This is a genomic window from Endobacter medicaginis (assembly GCF_014192375.1).
Classification (GTDB): Bacteria; Pseudomonadota; Alphaproteobacteria; order Acetobacterales; family Acetobacteraceae; genus Endobacter; species Endobacter medicaginis.
This window is the reverse complement of record NZ_JACHXV010000001.1, coordinates 214,165-234,647: the sequence shown is the minus strand read 5'-3', so window position 1 is coordinate 234,647 and position 20,483 is coordinate 214,165. Positions and strand designations below refer to the sequence as shown.

The following is a 20,483-nucleotide window of genomic DNA, read 5'->3' as shown; positions in this document are numbered from 1 at the left end:
CCTCAGGGTCCGACCGGCGTGGCCATCCCGGAGCCGGGATGGCCATGACCACGGCGGTACTGTCGCGAGATTGCCTTGAACATGTCGCGCAGCCGCACCCACCATGGCTGCAGCGGCGGCGACAGGGTCGCGTTGAGGGCGCGGGCATAGTCGAGCACCAGCCCCGGCGTCCAGGTCATGGTCATCGCCCGCTGCCGGATCAGGCCCGCCATCCACAGTTCGGGGCTGAGCAGCATCTTGCCGACCGACGGGACCGCGTTGCGGTGACGGTCCAGGACGCCCTCGACGGAGACCTCCAGCGCATTGGCGACCGCGCTGGAGCAGTTGCGGTTGGTCAGGTTGTAGGTCGAGTCCTGCCGGTAGGCCTGCCAGAAGGCGCGCAGCCTGTGCGCGTCGAAGACCTTGAACGTGACGCGGAACGAGGCCTCGCACCAGCCGGCAGCCTCTTCCGCATAGGAGGGCAGGAAGCGGCCGGGGACGTCGTTGTCGGTGGTGGCGCGCAACGCCTGGGCGAAATTGCCGGCGTCGCGGTCGATTTCGACGGCCGGATAGTGGCTGATGTAGAGATCGCCATCCAGACCCAGCGCCGCATGTCCGGTCGAGATCACCCCGTCCTCGTCGCGGGCGGCGATGTAGCGCGTCACCGACTGGTAGACCGGCACACGCACGCCTTCCGTTGGCGTCCAGACATAGACCGTCAGCCCGGCCGCCGTAGTGTCGTCGGTTTCGCTGCCCGCTTCGGGTACCGCGGGCATGATCGGCTCGAGCATCAGCCGGGCGCGGCCGCGGTTGAAGACGGTACCCAGCGGCGTTCCGGCGGGCAGCGTACGCAGTTGCAGGGCGATCCGGACCAGGTTGACGCCGGAGACGATGAACAGGATGCCGGCCAGCGTACCGACCTCGCCCTTGTACCAGGTCGGCCACGGCTCGAGGGCCACGACCGCCAGCAGCAGCTCGAACACCGCATTGGCGATCGCCAGCCGCCAGCCGGGAAAGCGCACCACCCAGGCGGAGGCGAAACGCCACACGCCGTCGGCCACCAGCGCCAGCCCCGCCACCAGCGCGATCGCCAGATCATTGTGCCACGGCGCATCGATCATCAGCAGCCCGACGCCGACGATCACCCCGCCATAGGCCAGCCGCATGCGTCTCGCGGTGCCGTTGCTGCCGAGGGCCGCAAGGAAGGTGACGAGCCCTTCGAGGATCATCGCGATGCCGAAATAGGCAGGCCTGACCCACATCGTTCCGTCGAGCGCGTCGACGCACAGGGCGATGCCGAACAGCAGCCAGACAATCCCGGCGGCACACAGGCTGCGCCAGCGCCGCCTGATGATCTCCGCACCGAGAAAGAGCAGAATCAACTGGATCATTTATGGGACTATCAAAATACCTTCCGGCGGCATCATAACACAGGATGCCGTCCACGACATCATCGACCCTGGCCGTGGTCATCGCCATCGCCGCGGTGTTCGGCCTCAGCTACAGCCTGTCGGGCCCGCTGATCGCGTTGCAGCTCGAGGCGCGCGGCGCCGGGCCCGGCATGGTGGGCGCGAACGCCGCCATGCATGCGCTCGGCGTGCTGCTCGTCGCCCCGGTGCTGCCCTGGCTGAGCGCGCGTGGCGGCCGCCAGCGGCTGGTTCTTGGCGCGCTGGCTGCGACGGCTGCGATCTTCGTGCTGTTCGCCGCGCTGATGCACGGCGCGCTGTGGACCTGGTTCGTGCTGCGGCTCGGCCTGGGCATCGCGGCGGAGATGATCTTCGTGCTGACCGAAAGCTGGGCAAGCGAGCTCAGTCCCAGCCATGCGCGTGGCCGGGTGATGGCCACCTACACGGCGGTGCTGTCGATCGGCTTCGCCGCCGGGCCGGCGCTGCTGTCGTTCCTCGAGGCCACGCCGGGGCGGGCGTTCATCGCCGGGGCGGCCTCGGCGGTGCTGGCCGCGGCCCTGCTGATGGGTGCCACCCGCGCCGGGGCGAACGCCCGCGACCACTCCCCGCCGCGCAGCCTGCCGCATTACATGCGGCTGTCGCCGCTGGCGATGGGCACCACCGTGCTGAACGCCGCGGTCGAGACGGCCGGGCTGTCATTCCTGGCTCTTTATGCCACGCGGCTGGGCTGGAGCAAGGTGGACGGCACACGGTTGCTGTCGGCGATGATGATCGGCGCGATCGTCCTGCAGCTGCCGATCGGCTGGCTTGCCGACCGGCTCGACCGCCGCCGGCTGATCGTCGGTCTCAGCCTGGCGGCTTCGGCCGGCGCTTTCGCCTGGCCGGTGCTGCTGCGAACGCCTCCCCTCGCCTTTGCGCTGGTCTTCGTCTGGGGCGGGGTCTTCGTCGGCATCTACACCTGCATGCTGGCGGAGATCGGCGAGCGGTATTCCGACACAACGCTGATCGGCATCTATGGCGCGATGGGACTGTTCTGGGGAGTGGGCGCGCTGCTCGGACCGCTCGCCGTCGGGCTGCTGTCACGGAGCTGGCAGCACGGCCTGCCGATGTTCTGCGCGATCGCCTGTCTGGTCTTCGCCATCGCTATCGGCGCCCGTCGCACAACACCGCCCGGGTGAGGCGGCGACGCGCGCGAGAGAGAATCCCCGGCCAGGGGCAGGCCGGCCGCGTCACAGCCGTTGCGACAGCCGCCCCCGCTGCCAGGCCTCGGCGGCGGCTTCGGCCGTCGCGCCCTCGTCGCGCATCAGCCGGTCCATCGCGCCGATGATGCGGTTGGACAGCGGCAGTTCCGACAGCTCGTCGATCAGGTCGGGGTCCGCCTCCCAGCCGGCGCGCACCAGCAGCCGCGCCTCCTGCGGGCCGCCGAGGCGGCCAAGCGGATCGGCCAGTGCGCGCAGCGCGTCCGGCCCGTGCGTCCAGGCGCTGGGGCTCCACAGCGGCAGCACATGACCGGCTTTCGCCGCGCAGGCTGCATCGAGATCCGACAGCCCGCCGCCGAGCAGCCGCCAGCCGGCGGCGCCGAGCCCCATCGCGTCGAAGATCTCGCGCACCGCAACCGGCGCCGACGGGCCCGGATCGATCACCACGCCACCCAGCGCATCACGGATCTCGGGGCGCAGCAGGTCGTCGAGGGTCTGCGCGGGTGCGCCTTGCTGCACGCACCACATCGGCTGCGGCTGATACAGCGCGCCGAGCATCTCCACCTGACCGCCGAGCGCCGCGATCGCCGCGCCATCCTGTCCGCTCCAGACGGAGGCGATCATGTCGATGCGGCCGGCGACGAGATCGTCGAGCAGGGTGGCCATAGGTGCTGCGGCGAATTCGGCCTCGATGCCGTGCGCGTCCAGCACCCGTGCCACGGCCGCCGCCACCGCCGCCTGAAAGGAGGGCTCGGGGTGACCGATCACCAGCTCGTCCATCGTAATCCATCCGCCTTCGTTCACTGCGCGGGCGGGATGTGCCCCGATGCCGGCGACATTGACAAGCCCGGCACCTCGATCGCGCGGCGAATGCCGAACCCGTAGAGCGCGGCGCTGGCCAGGGCGACGGCGCTCGCCAGCGCCAGAGGTGGGGTGAACGAGCCGCTCGCCTGCGCCAGCCAGCCGGTCAGCGCCGGTGCCAGCGCGCCCCCGAGCGAGCCGCCGAGATTCTGGATCGCCTCCAGGGTAGCGACACTGTCGTCGTCGGTGGCGACCGAGGCCAGCGCCCAGCCGCTCGACGAGGCCAGATTGGCGCCGAACAGGGCCACACAGATCAGCGCGATCGCCGAGGCAGTGCCACCGACAAGTGCCGCACCCAGCGTGCAGGCGGCGGTGAGCGCCATCGCGACCGCAACCGGCAGCGCGCAGGCCCGCACCGGGGCGAGGCCGCGCCGCGCCAGCGCCTGCGAAACCGCGCCGCCGGCCAACGCGCCGAGGAACCCGCAACCCTGCGGCACCGCGGCCCAGATGCCGACCTGGGCGATGGAGAGATGCCTGACCCGGGCGAGATAGTCCGGCAGCCAGGTCGCATACAGCCAGGTCAGGTAGACGATGCCGAGAAAGCCCAACCCCATGCACCATGACACCGGATCGCCCAGCAGCCCGCGCAGCCGCTTCCCCGAGGCACGGACGACCGGCCTGGCCGCCTCCGGAAGCGGCGGGTCGCGGTAGAACGCCAGCCATGCGACGAGCAGCGCGAACCCGGCCAGCCCGAGACAGGCGAACATCCACCGCCAGCCGGCACCGATCAGCAACGCGGTGAGCAACGGCGGCGCGACCGCCGGGCCAAGCGCGGAGGAGGCGTTGAACAGCCCGATCGGCCAGGCGCGCTCGCGCGGCGGATACCACTCAGTGCAGACCTTGGTGCCGGCGAGATACATCGGCGCCTCGCCGATCCCGAGGGCGGCCCGCGCGACGGCGAAGGAGACGAAGCCGCCCACCCCCGCCGCGGCACATTGCGCCGCCGACCACAGCGCCATCCCCGCGCCGAGCGCGCGACGCGGCCCGAACCGGTCGATCAGCAGGCCGACCGGGATCTGTGCGAGCCCGTAGGCGATGGCGAAGACCGACAGCAGCAGCCCCATCTGCGCCAGCGACAGGCCGAATTCGTCGCGGATCGCGCTGTTGGCGATCGAGAGGGCCGAACGGTCGAGATAATTGACGCATCCGGCCGCGACCAGCAGCGACAGGGCCACCACACGGCCACGGCGCAGCGAGGCGGGCGAGAGCCTGGTATGCATGCCACGTCTCCCAAGGACCGATCCCGCCCGCAAAAGCATCGCGCCGGGCCGCCCCGAAGGCAACCCGGCGCGACGGCCGCGGCGTGAGGATCGATCAGACGATCAGAAATGCGCCCCGATGCTGATCAGGAACGAACGTCCGAGCAGCGCCTCGTAATAGCGGGTGAGGCTGACGGTACCCGCATGCTTGGGCAGTGCGTCGGTGACGTTGTTCATGTTGAAGTTCACGTCGAAGTTCTTCGTGATCTTGTAGCCGAGCGTGGTGTTGAAGTAGGCGAACGCGCTGCGGTTGTTGCCCTGGTAGATGTTGTCGGCAACGTTGAGCTCATAGACCGACGGGCCGTACCAGATCGTCTGCCACTGCGCGAAGAACGGTCCCCGGACGTAGTTGAGGTTGGCGACGAAGCTGTCGTTCGGCGTGGCGGTGCTGCCGCCCTCCTGATAGGTGACACCGAGCAGGGTCTGCTGGTTCTTGAGGTAGTGGATGTAGTTCACGTTGAGCAGCAGGTCGCCGGCATTGTTCGGCAGGCCGACACGACGCAGCGGCAGGGCGTAGGAGACGCTGGCGGTCAGCGCCTGGAGATGCTGCTGGGCGATGTTGGTGTAGCCATCCTCGAAATAGGTGATCTGGTGCGTCGACGGATCGCGCACGAAGGTCGAGCAGTAGGCGTTCGGATAGCTGGGCGAGTCATAGCACGCCGACATCTCGTCCTCGACGGTCAGCGACTGGATCTCGTCGTTGATCTTCACGTCGTTGAACGACGCATCCATCCGGAAGCTGGACAGGAAGCGCGGCGCGAGATGCAGCGAGCCGGTATAGCTCTTCGAGCTCTCGTTCTTGAGTCTGGTGTTGCCGCCGGTCGCACCGAGAATGGTGTAGCTGACGATATCGGACTCGAAATTGGTCGGGATGCCGGCCTTGGCGCAGTTGGCACGGCGGGTGGCCGGATTCGGGCCCGAATTGAGGAATTCCTGCGAGCAGGGATCGTTGGCCGACTCGTACGACGAACCCAGCGGCGAATACAGCTCGTTGACCGACGGATTGCGCACCGATTTCGCATAGTTGCCGGAGAAGCCGAAATCCTGTGTCGGCCACCACGCACCGCCGAACAGGTAGGTCCAGTAATTGCCGCTCGCGCTGTTGTGGGTGAAGCGACCGTTGGCCTGCGCGGACAGGCTGTAGATCGCCGGGATGTGCATTTTCGGCGAAACGATCGGCAGGTCCAGTTCGCCGAACGCCTCATGCGTCTGGTAGGCGCCGTTGACGCCGGAGATCGGGATGAAGTTGCCATAGCGGCTGTAGCTGCCATCGGGCTGGAGTTCGCCGCGCATGAAGGCGCCCGGATCGAAATCGTAGCTTTCGCGACGATGCTCGTAGCCGAGATCCCAGCGCACGTCGCCGGCGGGAAGATGAAACAGCGACGACGACAGCTCGGCCTGGATGTCGCGCAGGTCGTTGCGGGTTTTCGAGACCGCGTCGGCGGTGACGTATTGCTTCGCCGCCGGCGTCATCTGATCGAAGCCGAACGGGTCGAGCGGCGCACATGTGGAACTTTCGGTCACCGCCGTCGAGTTGATCACGCCCGGGCGGCAGCCGATCGTCCCATCCGCCAGCACCACCGCGTCGAGCGCGTTGATGAGGTTGCGGGTATCGACCATCTTCTCGGAGGTGTCGTTGAGATACTTGCTGTACTGGCCGACGACCTTCCACTGGAAGTTGCGGTGCAGCGCGTCGAAGTCGCCGTTCAGTCCGCCCTGGAAGCGGAACATCTGGTTGAGCGTCTTGAAGGCACCGGCATCGAGGTCCTGGTTGAGGCGCGTCATGTAGAAGGTCGAGGGATCGCGGCCCGCCGCCTTCAGCGCGTTGATGATGGTGGTGCGCTCGGCGCCGGTGAGATACGGGTTCGACGTGCTCAGCGCGAACGGACCGTTCACCGCACCGTCATTTTCGAAATTGGCCAGCGTCAGCGGCTCGTCGAACTGCGAGGTCGACCAGTAGCCCTGGGCGGTGGTGCTTTCCGCGCTGCCGCGCTGATACCAGCCCTGCCAGCTCGCATGGATTCGCGGGGTGATGTCGTAGGTGCCCAGCGTGGTGAGATTGAGCGAATCCGACGGCGTGAAGAGCTGCTGGTAGTTGCGCAGCGAGATGCCGTTGCCGCCGACGACATAGTTGTTGCTGCCGGTGCGCGCCTCATAGGTCAGCGGGATCAGCGCGGTGCCGTTGTCGCTGAATTCGAGGGGAAACGCCGAGCCGGTGGCCGAGGCGATACCGCCGGAGATCTTGCCGCCCGAGGTCGGGTTGCGGGTTCCGTAGACCAGCGGAATGCCGTTGACGGAGGTCTGCGCGAAGCGCTGGCGCGAGGTGAACACATAGGAATAGGGCGAGCCCGAGCCGGCCAGCGGCTGGCGATAGGCTTCCGCGTCAGCGCCGAGAATGTCGTTGCGGTCGCGATAGGTCATCCCACCGGCGTTGCGGTATTCGATGTCGAAGACGACATGCCCCTTCTCGTGGTCGAAGCTGCGGCCGTATTTGAGATAGATCTGCTCCTGCGGCGCATCGAGCTTCTGGGTGAACTGCCCCTGCGCGTTGAAGTCGAGGCCTTCGAACTTGTCGTCGAGGATGTAGTTCACCACGCCGGCGACCGCATCGGCGCCATAGGCCGCCCCCGCGCCGCCGATCTTGGTGTCCACCTGCTTGACCAGCGAGACCGGGATGGTGCCGACATCGACCTGCGAGCCAGTCGCGGTGGCGAAGATCGACGGCGTGGTCGCACCCACCATGCGCATGCCGTCGATCAGCGTCAGCGTCCGCTGATCGCCGAGATTGAGCAGGTTGCCGAAGGTCTGACCGGCACCGAAGCTGCCCTGGCTGCCGATTTGGCTGTTGCCCGATGGGGCGAACGCCGGATTCTCACGCAGCAGCGCGAGGCCGAGATTGGTGTAGCCGCGTGCCTTGATCTGTTCGGCGGTGACGGTCTGGCCGGCCATCACGTCGGTCAGGCGCGAATGTGACAGGCGCGCGCCGGTCACCACGATCTGTTCGGAGCGGCCGGTATCGGTATCGCCTACGGCGAATGCGCCCGTTGCGGCCGCAGCCGCGGGTGAGGCGACCGTGACAGGTGTCGCCGCCCCGGCGACGGGCGCGCCAGCCGGGTTGGCTGCCTTGACCGGAGTCGAACGACCGACCCTCTTTCTGACAGAATGCTTGGGCGTAACCTTGTGTTTCGCATGTACGGCGGATTGGGTGCCGTCCAGACGTGACTGGGCATGGGAAGCGGGCATGGCAAATGCGGCGGCACAGACCCCGCCGAGCCATGCGACACGAACGGCACTCCCCCGCAAGTGACTGAAAGAGAATGTCTTGACCGACTCCGGCATCGTTATCCAACTCCCATCCGGCGGACATGCCCCATCCGCGGACGGCAAGGTAAAGGTAACGTAACGATACGGTCAGTCAAAATTCATGGTGTCGAAATGTAAAGCACGGGGTGTTGTAAGAGTGCAACGATCAGACCCGCGACAGGTGCGCGAGGTCGGCGATGCCTCCCACCACCAGGATCAGGTTGAGCAGGGTGATCACCGCCACCGCCATCGCCGGCAGCCAGAGCGCGCGCGCGCTCAGCGCGAAGCCGCCGAGCAGGGTGCGGTCGGCGCTGATCACCAGCAGCGCGATCATCGGCACCGGCAGCACGAAGCTCAGCACGATCTGGCTGACCACCAGCGCCCGGGTGGCATCGACCCCGGACGCGATGATCAGGAAAGCCGGTGCCATCGTCACCACCCGACGCACCCACAGCTTCAACCGCCGACCGGTGAAGCCCGCCATCACCATGTCTCCCGCCAGCGTGCCGACCACCGTGCTCGACAGGCCCGAGGCGAGCAGGGCGGTCAGGAAGGCGGCCGCCGCCAGCCCGCCCAGCAGCGGGGTGAGGCTCCGGTACGCTTCGGAGAGATCGGCGATCTGCGGATGATCGGGATGAAACGCCCCCGCGGCGAGCACCATCGCCATGTTGACCAGGCCGGTCAGGCCGAGGGCGATCACCACCTCGGCGTTGGAGATGCGGATCAGGCGGCGGCATTCGGCGGCCTCGCGCGGCCGGAGCCGCGACTGGGTCAGGCCCGAATGCAGATAGATCGCATGCGGCATCACGGTGGCGCCGATCATGCCGATCGCCAGCGCCAGTGCGGCACGGTCGGGCAGCCCGGGCACCAGCGCGCCGTGGATCGCCCGCGGCCAGTCCACCCGAATCAGTCCGAGCTGCACCACGTAGCTGAGCCCGATCAGGCCGACCAGCACGCCGATCACCAGCTCGAAGGGTCGAAATCCCCGCCGGCGCAGGGCCAGAAGCGCGATCGACAGCACCGCGACGATCCCCATGCCGGCCAGCAGCCCGATGCCGGCGAGCAGCGACAGCCCGATCGCCCCGCCGACGAATTCCGCGAGATCGGTGGCGATCGCACCGATCTCGGCCGCGATCCACATCGCGATCGCGATCGGCCTGCCGAACCGCGCCCGACTGAGTTCGGCGAGATTGCGCCCGGTCACGATACCCAGCCGCGCCGACAGCGCCTGGAACAGCATCGCCACCACATTGGCGATCACCACCACCCACAGCAGACGGTCGCCATAGCCGGCGCCGGCCTGGAGGTTGGTGACGAAATTGCCCGGATCGACATAGGCGACCGAGGCGATGACCGCCGGACCGGCAAAGGCCAGCCAACCCAGCACGCCGCGCCGACGCCCGTCGAGCATGTCACGCATCGCCGCGTCGGTGCGCTCGGACAGGTTCGCGGACTCCCGCCGGACGATCTCCGTCGGCGTGTTCATCCGCACCGGTCTGCGCATCGGCGACTGCCCATGCGTAAAGATGTAACCATGGTTACGATTGCGTCAAGTGAGCAACGGCTGCGGCACGTGACGAAAGCCTGCGGCGGGTAAGAAATCGTCATCGGATGGTAAGAAAGCTGGCATTCGGCGCGGCGGCGCCGCATCAGCACGCCATGCGCCTGCTGCTCACCCAGGATCCCTGCCGCGATCCGACCTTCGGGATGACCGCCAACCCGTTCCTCTACCAGTGGCTGGACGGTCTGCTGCGCACGACGTTCGAGCGCGCCGGCTGGGCGGTGGAGTTGGTGGCACCACGCGCCGCCGGCGGGCGCTTCGATGCGGGCGCCATCGCCGCCGCCCTCGGTCTCGACCGCTCGCCGCAGGGCTGGGCCGCGCTGTCGGGCGACATCGACACGGCAGGCCTCGATGACGCGCTCGACGCGCAGTTCCTCGCCCCGGGCGCCGGGGGCGCCGCGGCGGATCTGCTGGTCGGTTTCGAGCTGCCGCCCTGGCTGATGGGCTGGGCGACGCGGCGCGGCATTCCGGCGGTCTGCATCGCGCCGTCGGCCTGCCGCTTCCTGCCCACGCTGCCGGTGGAGATGCACACCACCCTGCCGGCCCTGCATCGCGCCGCCACCGCGCGGGCGATCGGCGAGGATGAACTCGAGCGCGCCGCCGCCCTGTTCGCCGCCGCGCGGCGCGCACGGCACGGGCTGCCGCTGATGACGCAGGGACGGGTCGGCCTGCTGGTCGGTCAGATGGCCATCGACGCGGCCACCATCGCCGGAGGCCGGCTGACCCGCATCGACGAGCACATCGAGACGCTGGCGGAGATCGCCCGCGGATTCGACTGGCTGCTGGTCCGCCCGCACCCCTACGAGACCGACATCGCCCCGCTGCGCGCGGTCTGCGCCGCGATCGGCCATGCCCGGCTGACCCGGCTGCCGACCTACGACCTGCTCTGCGCACCGCCGGTCGGCGATGTGGTGGCGCTGTCCTCCTCCGTGCTGGCGGAGGCCAGGCTGTTCGGCCGGCAGGCGCACGGGCTGCTGCACAACGACCGCAGCCGCTGCCGCGCGGCGCTGGGGCTGGAGCCGGTCGTGCTCGGGCTCGACGATCTGGCCGGCCTGCTGGGCGCACTGGCACGTTCAGGCGATCTGTCCTCCGCCGCGCCGGACCGCGCCGGCACCGGGCGCGCCACCCTGGCCGCTCCCGGCCTGCGCGAGGGTCTGGGCCTGGACTGGGGTCTCGAGGAGCAGGGCCTGCCGGCGCAACTGTCGCCGGGCAGCCGGATCGATGCCGCACACCGGCCCGAGGCGCGGATCGTCCTGCCGCCGGCCAGCCGCCCGGCCGGCTGGTGGGAGCCCGACACTGCTCTGCTGTGGACGCGCGATCCGGTCGCGGACCTGCTGCTGCGCGTCCATGACGGCGTCGGCCGCTGGCTGGGGATGGAGGTGCACGCGCCCGCCCATGCCGCCGCACCGGTCGAGGTGAGCCTGTGCGCCGGCTCGGCGCATGCGAGCTGCCGACTGCCGCCGGGCGGCTCGACACGGCTGGGACTCACGGTGTCGGACGACATGCTAATCGGCGGCACGTTGCTGGACCTGCGCGTGCTCGCCGGCCACCGCACCGCGCCGGCCCCGGGCAGCGCCGACCCCCGCACGCTGGGGGTGGGGCTGGCGCACATCACCCTGGCCTGAAGTCACCCCGGCCTCGTGTCGGCCCTTGTCTTCGGCGTCGCCGAGGCCCAAGGACTCGGGGGCCAATGTTTCAGGGCAGCGACCCGTCGATGACAGCACACGCCCCCTCCGCCCGGACCGATCCGGAGACCGCCCGGCAGGCGCAGCGGTTCGGACGCGCGCGGGCGGTGCAGGCGGCGATCCTGATCGAGGATTATGTGGAGCTGATCGCGGAGCTGGCGCCGCAGGACGGGACGAGCGCGCGCATCACCGACATCGCCCGCCGGCTCGGCATCTCGCATGCCTCGGTGGTCAAGTCCGTTGCCCGGCTGCGGCGCGAGGGGTTGGCCGAGAGCCGACCGCACCGTGGCGTGACACTCACCGAGGCGGGGCGCGCCATGGCCGGGCGCGTTCGCGCCAGACACCTGCTGGTGGTCGAACTGCTCTGCGCCGTCGGCGTGCCGGCCGAGGTGGCGGCGACCGATGCGGAGGGCATCGAGCACCATGTCTCGGATGCGACGCTGGGCGCGTTCCGGCGCTTCCTCGCCACCCGACATGCGGTTGAACCGCCGGGTCAGGCGGCCAGCAGCCGCGAGACGGAAGTGGCGCGCGGCGCCGGGCCATCGAGGCCGAACAAAAACGGGCGCAGCCCAACAGCGAGCCCGTCGCCAGCGCGCTGAAATAAGCGGGCCGCAGCCGTCCGGCCTGCACGAACATTAGCGCCAGCAGCGGCAGCCGCCAGGGGTGTCAGAAATCGTCTTTACGCTGCCTGAAGGCTCATTCCATGTGCCGCTGGTGCCGAATCTGCCGCCAGTCGCGCTGCGAAACGCCGCTGTCGCCGCTGCATCGCCGCGAAGGCCAGACGCGCGGCCAGCGAGGCGATGCGGCCATGGGGTTTGAAGCCGATGGTCTTGAAGGTCATGTTCACCGCCCGGGTGACATGGGTCTGCCGGTAGAACGACATCGCATGCGCCATGTAGGCCGCAATGCAGCGCTCGTGATCGTAGGCCACGCCCTCGGCCTCGTTGGTGGTGTGGTAGGCGTGGGCGAGCTCATCGTCCTCGGTCTCGTTCACGCGGCCGAGCGCGATGCGGGTCCGGGCCCAGAAGCCGAGCTTCTCGCGCGCCAGATAGCGGTGCATGTGATCGTAGAACAGCTTGAAGTGCCGGTATTCGTCGGCGGCGATCTGCTTGCAGATGGCGCGCAGCACAGGCTCCTCGGTGGCTTCCGCCAGCGCGGTGTAGAAGCTGGAAGTGCCGGTCTCGACCATGCAGCGCGCGATCAGTTCGCCGGTGCGCGAGCCGCGACGCGAGGCGTCGACGTCGCTGTCGATGTGATAGGTGGCGCGGTAGCGCTCGAACGCCGACCAGTAGTCCCAGCCCGGATCGGCCAGCATCGCCCAGCGGCCGAGCGCGTCACCGTGCTGGACCTCCTCCACGCCCCAGTTGTCGGCCGCCTGCCGGAACGGTGCATCGCCGACGAAGACCCGCCCGAGATAGACGGCATAGTCGAGCCCGTTGCGCTCGACCACTGAGGCGGCCTTGACCAGGGCGAGGATCGCCGGGTCCACCTTCGAGCCGTCGAACCGGCTCCAGTCCATGTCTTCGATCCGCCAATGCTTCATATCGTCTGATTCATCGTCCGCACGTGCCGCGGGTTGCCCCGGGACGATGCCCCGGGGACGCAACCCAATCCGACAATCTGCCATCGACGGCTCGCCATGCAAACCTCACCCCGGCCCCTCGCTCCGCAAGCCGGCCACGATCGGATCGGATGCGCAATGTCCAGGTCAAGCCGGTTGCGCAACGCAGGCTGTTGCCCATACTGTGCGCAAACGCGAAGTTCTTCGCATAAATCAACGCGTTATGAGCACTTTTTGCGCATTTCGCCTGTTTTGTGCGCAGGTTTTGCACAAGACAGGTTCTGTCCAGACCAGGAGATGCGTGTGACCGAGGCCCCCTCCCGCTCCACCAGACGGCAATTGCTGTCGCGTATCGGCATGGTGGCCGGCACGGCCGCCATGTACCAGGCGATGACCCGCCTCGGACACGCCGCCGGCAGCGATTTCACCTCGCCGCCGAACCTGTCGGGCGGCAAGGGGCAGAGCGTGGTGATCCTCGGCGCCGGCCTCGCCGGCATGCTCGCGGCCTACGAGCTGCGTAAGGCCGGCTACAAGGTCCAGATCCTCGAATACCAGAACCGCTCCGGCGGGCGGAACTTCACCCTGCGCGGCGGCGACCGCTACACCGAGCTCGGCGGCGGCGTGATCGACGTGAAGTTCGCCGCCGGCAACTACGTCAATCCGGGCCCGTGGCGGCTGCCCTACCACCATCACGCCATCCTGCATTACTGTCGCGAGTTCGGCGTCGCCCTGGAGCCGTTCCAGCAGTTCAACATGAACACCTGGCTGCACAGCTCCACCACCTTCGGCGGCAAGCCGCAGCGCTATCGCGACTACATGAGCGACTTCACCGGCTACACCGCCGAGCTGCTGTCCAAGGCCATCAATCAGGGCAAGCTCGACGATCCCGCCGGCAAGGAGGAGCGCGAGATCCTGCTCGAGGCGATGCGCGACTGGGGCGCGCTCGACCGCGATTACCGCTATGTGAAGGGGCTGCACGCCTCGAACCGCCGCGGTTTCGATCACGAGCCCGGCGGCGGCCCCGACGGCGCGCCCACCCCCTCCACCCCGTTCAGCCGCGACGACGTGATGAAGTCCGGCCTTTGGGCGTGGATGGCGTTCCACATGAACTACGAGATGCAGCCGACGATGTTCCAGCCGGTCGGCGGCATGGACATGATCGGCCGCGGCTTCGCCAGGCAGGTCGGCGACCTCGTCACCCATCAGGCCAAGGTGAGCAAGATCGCCCAGGACGATCACGGCGTCACCGTGAGCTGGACCGACATGGCGCATGGCGGCGCTACGCGCACCACCAAGGCCGATTTCTGCGTCTGCACCATTCCGCTGTCGATCCTCACCCAGATGGAGGTCGAGGTTTCCGATGCGATGCTCGCCGCCATCGCCGCGGTGCCCTATGCTTCCTCGGTGAAGCTCGGCCTCGAGTTCAAGCGCCGTTTCTGGGAAGAGGACGAGGCCATCTACGGCGGCATCTCGTTCACCGACCAGGGCATCTCGCAGATCTCCTACCCGAGCCACGGCTATTTCTCGAAGGGCCCGGCGGTGCTGCTGGGCGGCTACATGTTCGGCCCCGCCGCCTATGATTTCGCCGGCATGACGCCCGAAGAGCGCGTGAAGCACGGACTCCAGCAGGGCGCAGCACTCCACCCGCAATATCTCAAGGAATTCTCCAACGGCGTCGGCTGGGCATGGAGCCGGGTGCCATGGATCGAGGGCTGCTGCGGCACCTGGAGCGAGCAGGCGCGGCGCGACCACTACAAGACGCTCACCACCATGGACCGCCGTATCGTGCTGGCCGGCGAGCACGCCTCCTATGTCGGCTGCTGGCAGGAAGGCGCGCTGCTGTCGTCGATCTCGGCCGTCGAGCAACTGCACAAGCGCGCCCAGGGGGCAGGATGATGGGGAGCCGGACCATGAAAGCCACCGCCTCGATGCTCGCCGCCTCCGCCCTCGCCGCAGCCGGCCTGCTGGCCCTCGCGCTGTCACCATGTCCCGCCTGGGCGGATGCGGCAGCCAACGTCACCGGCGCGGTGCCGGTGATGAAGGACGGCGCACAGGTCTATCAGCATGTCTGCCAGGGCTGCCACATGCCCGACGGCAAGGGTGCGGTGGGCACTGCCACCATCCCCGCGCTCGCCGGCAATCCCAAGCTCGCCTCCGCCGGCTATCCCGCGCAGGTGATCGTCCACGGCTACGGCGGCATGCCGTTCTTCAACGGCTACCTCTCCGACACCCAGGTCGCCGACGTGGTGAACTACATCCGCAGCCATTTCGGCAACAACTTCACCGACAAGCTGACCCCCGACGACGTCAAGCCGCTGCGCGCCGACGCACCGGTCGTCGAGATGCCCTGAACGGCCAACCAAGGAAGATCCCAGCCATGCGCAAGATTGTCGCCGCTCTCGCCGCCACCATGGCTGCGTTGGGCATGACCTCGGCTCACGCCGAAGGCCTCGTCCGTCACGCCCTGCCGGAAGGCCATTTCCCGATCGCCGCCGCGATCGAGGTGCCGCCGGGCTACAGCACCGTCTATCTCTCGGGCATGGGTGCGGCCGTCGCCGACCCCAAGGCGACGCCGATGACGCTCGCCGCCTACGGCAACACCGAGACCCAGACCCGCTCCGCCCTCGCCCAGATCGAGAAGGAACTCACCAGCCTCGGCCTGACCTTCGGCGACGTCGTGCAGATGCATGTCTACCTCAAGCCCGACCCGGCCACCGGCAAGCTCGACTTCGCCGGCATGATGAAGGCCTACACCGAGAAGTTCGGCACCGCAGCGCAGCCGAACCTGCCGACCCGCTCCGCCTTCGGCGTCGCCACCCTCGCCAATCCCGGTTGGCTGGTCGAGATCGAGGTCACCGCAGTCCGCAAGCCGAAGTGATTCTTTCATCGAAATGAATGGCGCCATTGCGGGCGGATGGACTCTGTCACACTATGCCGCCCGCCATGACCGTCCCCGATTTGCCCGACCAGCCTGAACAGCCACCCGTTCCGGCCGCCTCGGATCCGACGCGGCCCGTCCTCGTCACCCATAGCGGCCGGTTCCACTGCGATGAGGTGTTCGGTTACGCCATCCTGCGCCTCGCCCTCGGCCTGGGGACGCCGGGCTCCGATCACACGCTGATCCGCACCCGCGATAGCGCGCGCATCGCCGCAGGCGACATCGTGTGGGATGTCGGCCTCGAATTCGATCCCGAACGCTCCCGCTACGACCACCATCAGCGCGGCGCCCCCTTGCGCGACGACGGCACCCCGTTCTCTTCCGCCGGGCTGATCTGGCGACGTTACGGGCTCGATGCGTTGCGCGCCTCGTTGCACGACATGCCCCCCGTGGATGGCGTCTCCCCGGAGCGGCTGTTCGCGGAACTCGATGCCGGGCTGATCCGACGCATCGACGAATCCGACAACGGCGTCGCCTCCGTCCCCGGCGAGTTCGGCCTGCCGTCGCTGATCGCCGATTTCAACCTGCCCTGGGACGCCTCCGACGCCAATTCACCGCAGGCCGGCGACGCGGAATTCCGCAAGGCGGCCGATTTCGCCGCCACCGTGCTGCGACAGCGCATCGAGCATGTTCGCGCCCGTCTCGCCGGAGAGGCGATCGTGCTCACGGCCAACCAGACCGCCGCCGATCCGCGCATCCTGGTCTTTGAACGCGGCCTGCCGTGGAAACGCACCGCCTTCGACCATCATCTTCCGGTCCTGTTCGGCATCGCACCGGCCAACAACGGCAACTGGATGATCGACTGCATGACCACCGTGCCCGGGGGTTTCGACCAGCGCCAGCCGCTGCCCGAGGCCTGGGCCGGTCTGCAGGGTGCCGCACTGGCCGAACGTTCGGGGGTGCCCGACGCGGTCTTCGTGCATCTGCGCCGCTTCGTCGGCGCCGCGCGCTCGCGCGAAGGCGCGATCGCCATGGCCCGCGCGGCCCTGCCCGGCTGACACCCGCCTCTTGGCTTGACCCCGGGCCGCGTGCGACAGGAACCGTCGAGGAGACCGATCATGCCTGACGCCCTGCCGATCCAACCCAGGACCTTCGAGCCGGCCGCGCCGCCACGCCATGACTGGACCCGCGACGAGGTCGCCGCGCTGATGGCGCTGCCGTTCCCCGAGTTGATGTTCCGCGCCCAGTCGGTCCACCGCCAGCATTTCGATCCCGCCGAGATCCAGATCGCCACCCTGCTGTCGATCAAGACCGGCGGCTGCCCCGAGGATTGCGGCTATTGCTCGCAATCGACCAGCCACGAATCCGGGCTGAAGGCCTCCAAGCTGATGGACGTCGACGCCGTGCTCGCCGAAGCCCGCGCCGCCCGCGACGCAGGAGCAACCCGCTTCTGCATGGGTGCCGCCTGGCGCGCGCCCAAGGACCGCGACATCGATGCCGTCTGCGCCATGGTCGAAGGCGTCAAGGCGCTCGGCCTCGAAAGCTGCGTCACCCTGGGCATGCTCACCGAAAACCAGGCTGGCCGCCTCGCCGCTTCCGGCCTCGACTACTACAACCACAATCTCGACACCTCGCCCGAGCACTACGCGCAGGTCATCACCACCCGCACCTACCAGGACCGGCTCGACACGCTGGCCCATGTCCGCGACGCCGGCATCCATGTCTGCTGCGGCGGCATCCTCGGCCTCGACGAGAGCACCGAGGACCGCGCCAGCCTGATCGCCACCCTCGCCTCCCTGCCCCGCCATCCCGAATCCGTGCCGGTCAACATGCTGGTCCGCGTCCGCGGCACCCGCCTCGACCACGCCGCCCCCGTCGATCCGATCGACTTCGTCCGCACCATCGCCGCCGCTCGCATCACCATGCCCCGCAGCACCGTGCGTCTCGCCGCCGGCCGCGAGCACATGACCGACGAAGCCCAGACCCTGTGCTTCCTCGCGGGTGCGAGCTCGATCTTCTACGGCGAGAAGCTGCTCACCACCCCCAACCCCGAAGCCTCCCGCGACCGCCAACTATTGACCCGCCTCGGCATGCATACCGCCGTGGCGTGAAGCGTGGTCGCAGGGGCTCTGCCCCTGCACCCCGGCAGGAGGCTCGCCTCCTGCACCTCCAGGACTTCATCGCGACAGGAGGGTAGCCCAGATGGGCCACCCTCCTGTCGTGATCAGATCGAGGGTGCAGGGGGCCGAGCCCCCTGCTGGGGGTGCGGAGGGCAACGCCCCCGGCGATTTCGCTTGACGCGACGGCCGTGTGGCGCGAGGGAGCCGCATGCACGAGGAACCAGCGGCCTCCGGCAGGCGGAGCTATGCCATCAGGGAGATGTTTGCCACCTTGCAAGGCGAGGGCGGGCAGGCGGGGCGCGTGTCGGTGTTCTGCCGGTTCGCGGGCTGCAATCTGTGGACGGGGCGGGAGGCTGACCGGGCCGCGGCGGTGTGCCGGTTCTGTGACACGGAGTTCGTGGGCACGGATGGCTCGGGCGGCGGCCGGTTCGGGTCGGCGGAGGCGCTGGCCGAGGCGATCGAGCGGATGTGGCCCGGGGAGGGCCCGGCGCGGCGATATGTGGTGTTCACCGGGGGCGAGCCACTGTTGCAGCTCGATGCGGCGCTGATCGGAGCAGTACGGGCGCGCGGCTTCGAGGTGGCGGTGGAGACCAACGGCACGATCGAGGCACCGGCGGGGATCGACTGGATCTGCGTCAGCCCGAAGGCGGGGGCCGAGTGGCGGCAGCGGGGCGGGGCGGAGCTCAAGCTCGTCTATCCGCAGCCGGAGCTGATGCCCGAGGCGTGTGAGGACAGCGCGTTCGGGCAGTATTTCCTCCAGCCGATGGACGGGCCGGACCGGGTAGCCAATACCGAGGCGGCGATCGCCTATTGCCTGGCGCATCCGAAATGGCGGCTGTCGGTGCAGACGCACAAGATGCTGGGCATCCCATGAGCGGCGTGACGGACGCGCGCCCTGACGAGGCGGCGCTGGTACTGTTCTCGGGCGGACAGGATTCCGCGACCTGCCTGGCCTGGGCGCTGGCGCGGTTTGCCCGAGTGGAGACGCTCGGCTTCGATTACGGGCAGCGCCATGCGGTGGAGCTGGCGTGCCGGGCGGGCTTGCGCGATGGGATGGCGCGGTTGGATGCAGGCTGGGCGACGCGGCTGGGGGCGGATCATACGCTCGATCTCGCCGTGCTCGGCGAGGTGTCGGACACCGCGCTGACGCGCGAGGCGGAGATCGCGTTCGCCGAAGGCGGACTACCCAACACCTTCGTGCCCGGGCGCAACCTGCTGTTCATGACGTTTGCGGCCACGCTGGCCTACCGGCGGGGAATCCGGCACCTGGTCGGCGGGATGTGCGAGACGGATTACTCCGGCTATCCGGATTGCCGCGACGACACGCTCAAGGCGCTGCAGGTGGCGCTCAATCTCGGCATGGACCGCCGCTTCGTGCTGCACACGCCGCTGATGTGGCGCGACAAGGCGCAGACCTGGGCGCTGGCCGAGGCGCTGGGCGGGCCGAGGCTGGTCGAGCTGATCCGCGATGGCAGCCACAGCTGCTATCTCGGCGACCGCACGCACCGCCACGACTGGGGTTACGGGTGCGGGAGCTGCCCGGCCTGCGACCTGCGCTCGGCGGGATGGCGGCGCTGGGTGGGCGGGGCGGTGACGGCATGAGCGGCTTCGACCTGGTGTTCTCGCGCCGGTTCTGCATGGGGCACCGGCTGATCTCGGGGGCGGCGGAGGCGTGCGCGCTGCCGCACGGGCACAACGAGACGGTGCGGGTGTGGCTGCGGCCCACCGCGCCGGCGCGGCTGGACGGGGCGGCGAACATGGTGGAGCCGTTCGCCCGCGCCAAGGCGCGCTGGCACCGTTTCGTCGACACAAGGCTCGATCACGGGCTTCAGCTCTCGTCGTGCGATCCGCTGCTGGGCTGGTTTTCGGCGCACGAGCCGCACAGGGCGGCGCGGATCGTGGTCACGCCCGGTGATCCGACCACGGAACTGCTGGCACTTTGCCTGTCAGCGAAGCTGGGGGCCTTCCTGGCCGGGGATGGCGGCCGGCTGGCGGTGGCGGCGATCGAGATCGAGGAGACGCCGACCAACACGGTGCGCTTCGCGGGCGATCCGCTGGAGATGCTGCCGGCGGGCGTGGTCGGCTGGTGGCGGCGTGCGGACATGAGCGTGAACGATCTCGCGCTGAGGGACACGGAGTGCGCAGCATGAACGACGAGACCGACCTGTCCTCGCTGACCCAGCTCGGCCGGCCGTCGGTGCTGCCGTCGGAACCCTCGATCGACACGCTGGAGCGGGTTGCGGCGCCGCACAGGGGGCGACGCTATCTGGTGCGGTTCACGGCGCCGGAATTCACCTCGCTGTGCCCGATCACCGCGCAGCCGGACTTCGCGCATCTGGTGATCGACTATGTGCCGCGCGACTGGATCGTCGAGAGCAAGTCGCTGAAGCTGTACCTGGGCAGCTATCGCAACCATGGCGCCTTCCACGAGGCGTGTTCGGTGGAGATCGCGGCCAATCTGGTCGAGAAGCTCGATCCGGTGTGGCTCAGGATCGGGGCGTACTGGTATCCGCGCGGCGGCATCCCGATCGACGTGTTCTGGCAGACCGGCGCACCGCCGGCGGATGTCTGGATCCCGCCCCAGGACGTTCCCGGCTATCGTGGCCGCGGCTGAAACCGCGGCACGTTCTGATCACAGCTTCGCCGTGTTTCGGACATGGCGGGCTGCAAG

Annotated in this window: 18 protein-coding genes; 12 read left to right on the top strand and 6 right to left on the bottom strand. The window is 68.7% G+C overall.

Annotation, left to right across the window (positions count from 1 at the left end):
* Nucleotides 1-2: 2 nt before the first annotated feature.
* Nucleotides 3-1,370, bottom strand: coding sequence for an HdeD family acid-resistance protein (locus tag FHR90_RS01095; protein WP_183274607.1), 1,368 nt, complete (start codon nucleotides 1,368-1,370; stop codon nucleotides 3-5).
* A gap of 44 nt (nucleotides 1,371-1,414) precedes the next feature.
* Between FHR90_RS01095 and FHR90_RS01090 the strand changes: the two genes are divergently transcribed.
* Nucleotides 1,415-2,563: an MFS transporter gene (locus FHR90_RS01090; RefSeq protein WP_183274606.1), complete on the top strand. Its 1,149-nt coding sequence runs from the start codon at nucleotides 1,415-1,417 to the stop codon at nucleotides 2,561-2,563.
* Nucleotides 2,564-2,614: 51 nt separating this feature from the next.
* Here the strand turns inward: FHR90_RS01090 and FHR90_RS01085 are convergent, their stop codons facing one another.
* The 4 genes from FHR90_RS01085 to FHR90_RS01070 all read right to left on the bottom strand — a co-directional run bounded on the left by FHR90_RS01085 (nucleotide 2,615) and on the right by FHR90_RS01070 (nucleotide 9,493).
* Nucleotides 2,615-3,364, bottom strand: a complete 750-nt coding sequence (locus tag FHR90_RS01085; protein ID WP_183274605.1) for a glycine betaine ABC transporter substrate-binding protein — start codon at nucleotides 3,362-3,364, stop codon at nucleotides 2,615-2,617.
* Nucleotides 3,365-3,384: 20 nt separating this feature from the next.
* Nucleotides 3,385-4,665, bottom strand: coding sequence for an MFS transporter (locus FHR90_RS01080; RefSeq protein ID WP_183274604.1), 1,281 nt, complete (start codon nucleotides 4,663-4,665; stop codon nucleotides 3,385-3,387).
* Between the two features lie 102 nt (nucleotides 4,666-4,767).
* Entirely contained in the window at nucleotides 4,768-7,695 is a 2,928-nt protein-coding gene (locus FHR90_RS01075; protein WP_266152618.1) for a TonB-dependent receptor domain-containing protein, read from the bottom strand.
* A gap of 478 nt (nucleotides 7,696-8,173) precedes the next feature.
* Entirely contained in the window at nucleotides 8,174-9,493 is a 1,320-nt protein-coding gene (locus FHR90_RS01070) for an Nramp family divalent metal transporter (protein ID WP_176624231.1), read from the bottom strand.
* Nucleotides 9,494-9,618: 125 nt separating this feature from the next.
* Here FHR90_RS01070 and FHR90_RS01065 point away from each other — a divergent pair, with 125 nt between their 5' ends.
* Nucleotides 9,619-11,193: a hypothetical protein gene (locus tag FHR90_RS01065; RefSeq protein ID WP_183274603.1), complete on the top strand. Its 1,575-nt coding sequence runs from the start codon at nucleotides 9,619-9,621 to the stop codon at nucleotides 11,191-11,193.
* An 89-nt stretch (nucleotides 11,194-11,282) separates the two neighbouring features.
* A complete protein-coding gene (gene mntR, locus FHR90_RS01060; RefSeq protein WP_176623186.1) occupies nucleotides 11,283-11,852 on the top strand; it encodes a manganese-binding transcriptional regulator MntR in 570 nt (189 codons plus the stop codon).
* 80 nt (nucleotides 11,853-11,932) lie between these two features.
* Here the strand turns inward: mntR and FHR90_RS01055 are convergent, their stop codons facing one another.
* The gene (locus FHR90_RS01055) at nucleotides 11,933-12,796 is read right to left on the bottom strand and encodes an acyl-ACP desaturase (protein WP_176623184.1); all 864 of its coding nucleotides are present in this window, start codon (nucleotides 12,794-12,796) and stop codon (nucleotides 11,933-11,935) included.
* A 375-nt stretch (nucleotides 12,797-13,171) separates the two neighbouring features.
* Here FHR90_RS01055 and FHR90_RS01050 point away from each other — a divergent pair, with 375 nt between their 5' ends.
* The 9 genes from FHR90_RS01050 (at nucleotide 13,172) to queF (ending at nucleotide 20,426) form a co-directional block, all read left to right on the top strand.
* A complete protein-coding gene (locus FHR90_RS01050; protein ID WP_246329967.1) occupies nucleotides 13,172-14,710 on the top strand; it encodes a flavin monoamine oxidase family protein in 1,539 nt (512 codons plus the stop codon).
* Between the two features lie 14 nt (nucleotides 14,711-14,724).
* Nucleotides 14,725-15,165, top strand: coding sequence for a c-type cytochrome (locus tag FHR90_RS01045; protein WP_246329939.1), 441 nt, complete (start codon nucleotides 14,725-14,727; stop codon nucleotides 15,163-15,165).
* Nucleotides 15,166-15,191: 26 nt separating this feature from the next.
* Nucleotides 15,192-15,692, top strand: a complete 501-nt coding sequence (locus FHR90_RS01040) for a RidA family protein (RefSeq protein WP_176623182.1) — start codon at nucleotides 15,192-15,194, stop codon at nucleotides 15,690-15,692.
* 65 nt (nucleotides 15,693-15,757) lie between these two features.
* Nucleotides 15,758-16,750, top strand: a complete 993-nt coding sequence (locus FHR90_RS01035) for an MYG1 family protein (protein ID WP_176623180.1) — start codon at nucleotides 15,758-15,760, stop codon at nucleotides 16,748-16,750.
* Between the two features lie 60 nt (nucleotides 16,751-16,810).
* A complete protein-coding gene (gene bioB / locus FHR90_RS01030; RefSeq protein WP_176623178.1) occupies nucleotides 16,811-17,803 on the top strand; it encodes a biotin synthase BioB in 993 nt (330 codons plus the stop codon).
* Nucleotides 17,804-18,020: 217 nt separating this feature from the next.
* Nucleotides 18,021-18,686 (top strand): 7-carboxy-7-deazaguanine synthase, encoded by a 666-nt coding sequence (gene queE, locus FHR90_RS01025; protein WP_176623176.1) that lies wholly within the window; start codon nucleotides 18,021-18,023, stop codon nucleotides 18,684-18,686.
* Nucleotides 18,683-19,414, top strand: coding sequence for a 7-cyano-7-deazaguanine synthase QueC (queC, locus tag FHR90_RS01020; protein ID WP_176623174.1), 732 nt, complete (start codon nucleotides 18,683-18,685; stop codon nucleotides 19,412-19,414). Before queE ends, queC begins: the two co-directional genes overlap by 4 nt.
* Nucleotides 19,411-19,962, top strand: coding sequence for a 6-pyruvoyl trahydropterin synthase family protein (locus FHR90_RS01015; RefSeq protein ID WP_183274602.1), 552 nt, complete (start codon nucleotides 19,411-19,413; stop codon nucleotides 19,960-19,962). The genes queC and FHR90_RS01015 overlap by 4 nt, the downstream gene beginning before the upstream one ends.
* Complete coding sequence (queF, locus tag FHR90_RS01010) at nucleotides 19,959-20,426, top strand: preQ(1) synthase (RefSeq protein WP_176626507.1); 468 nt, start codon at nucleotides 19,959-19,961, stop codon at nucleotides 20,424-20,426. Before FHR90_RS01015 ends, queF begins: the two co-directional genes overlap by 4 nt.
* The last annotated feature ends 57 nt before the right edge of the window (nucleotides 20,427-20,483 follow it).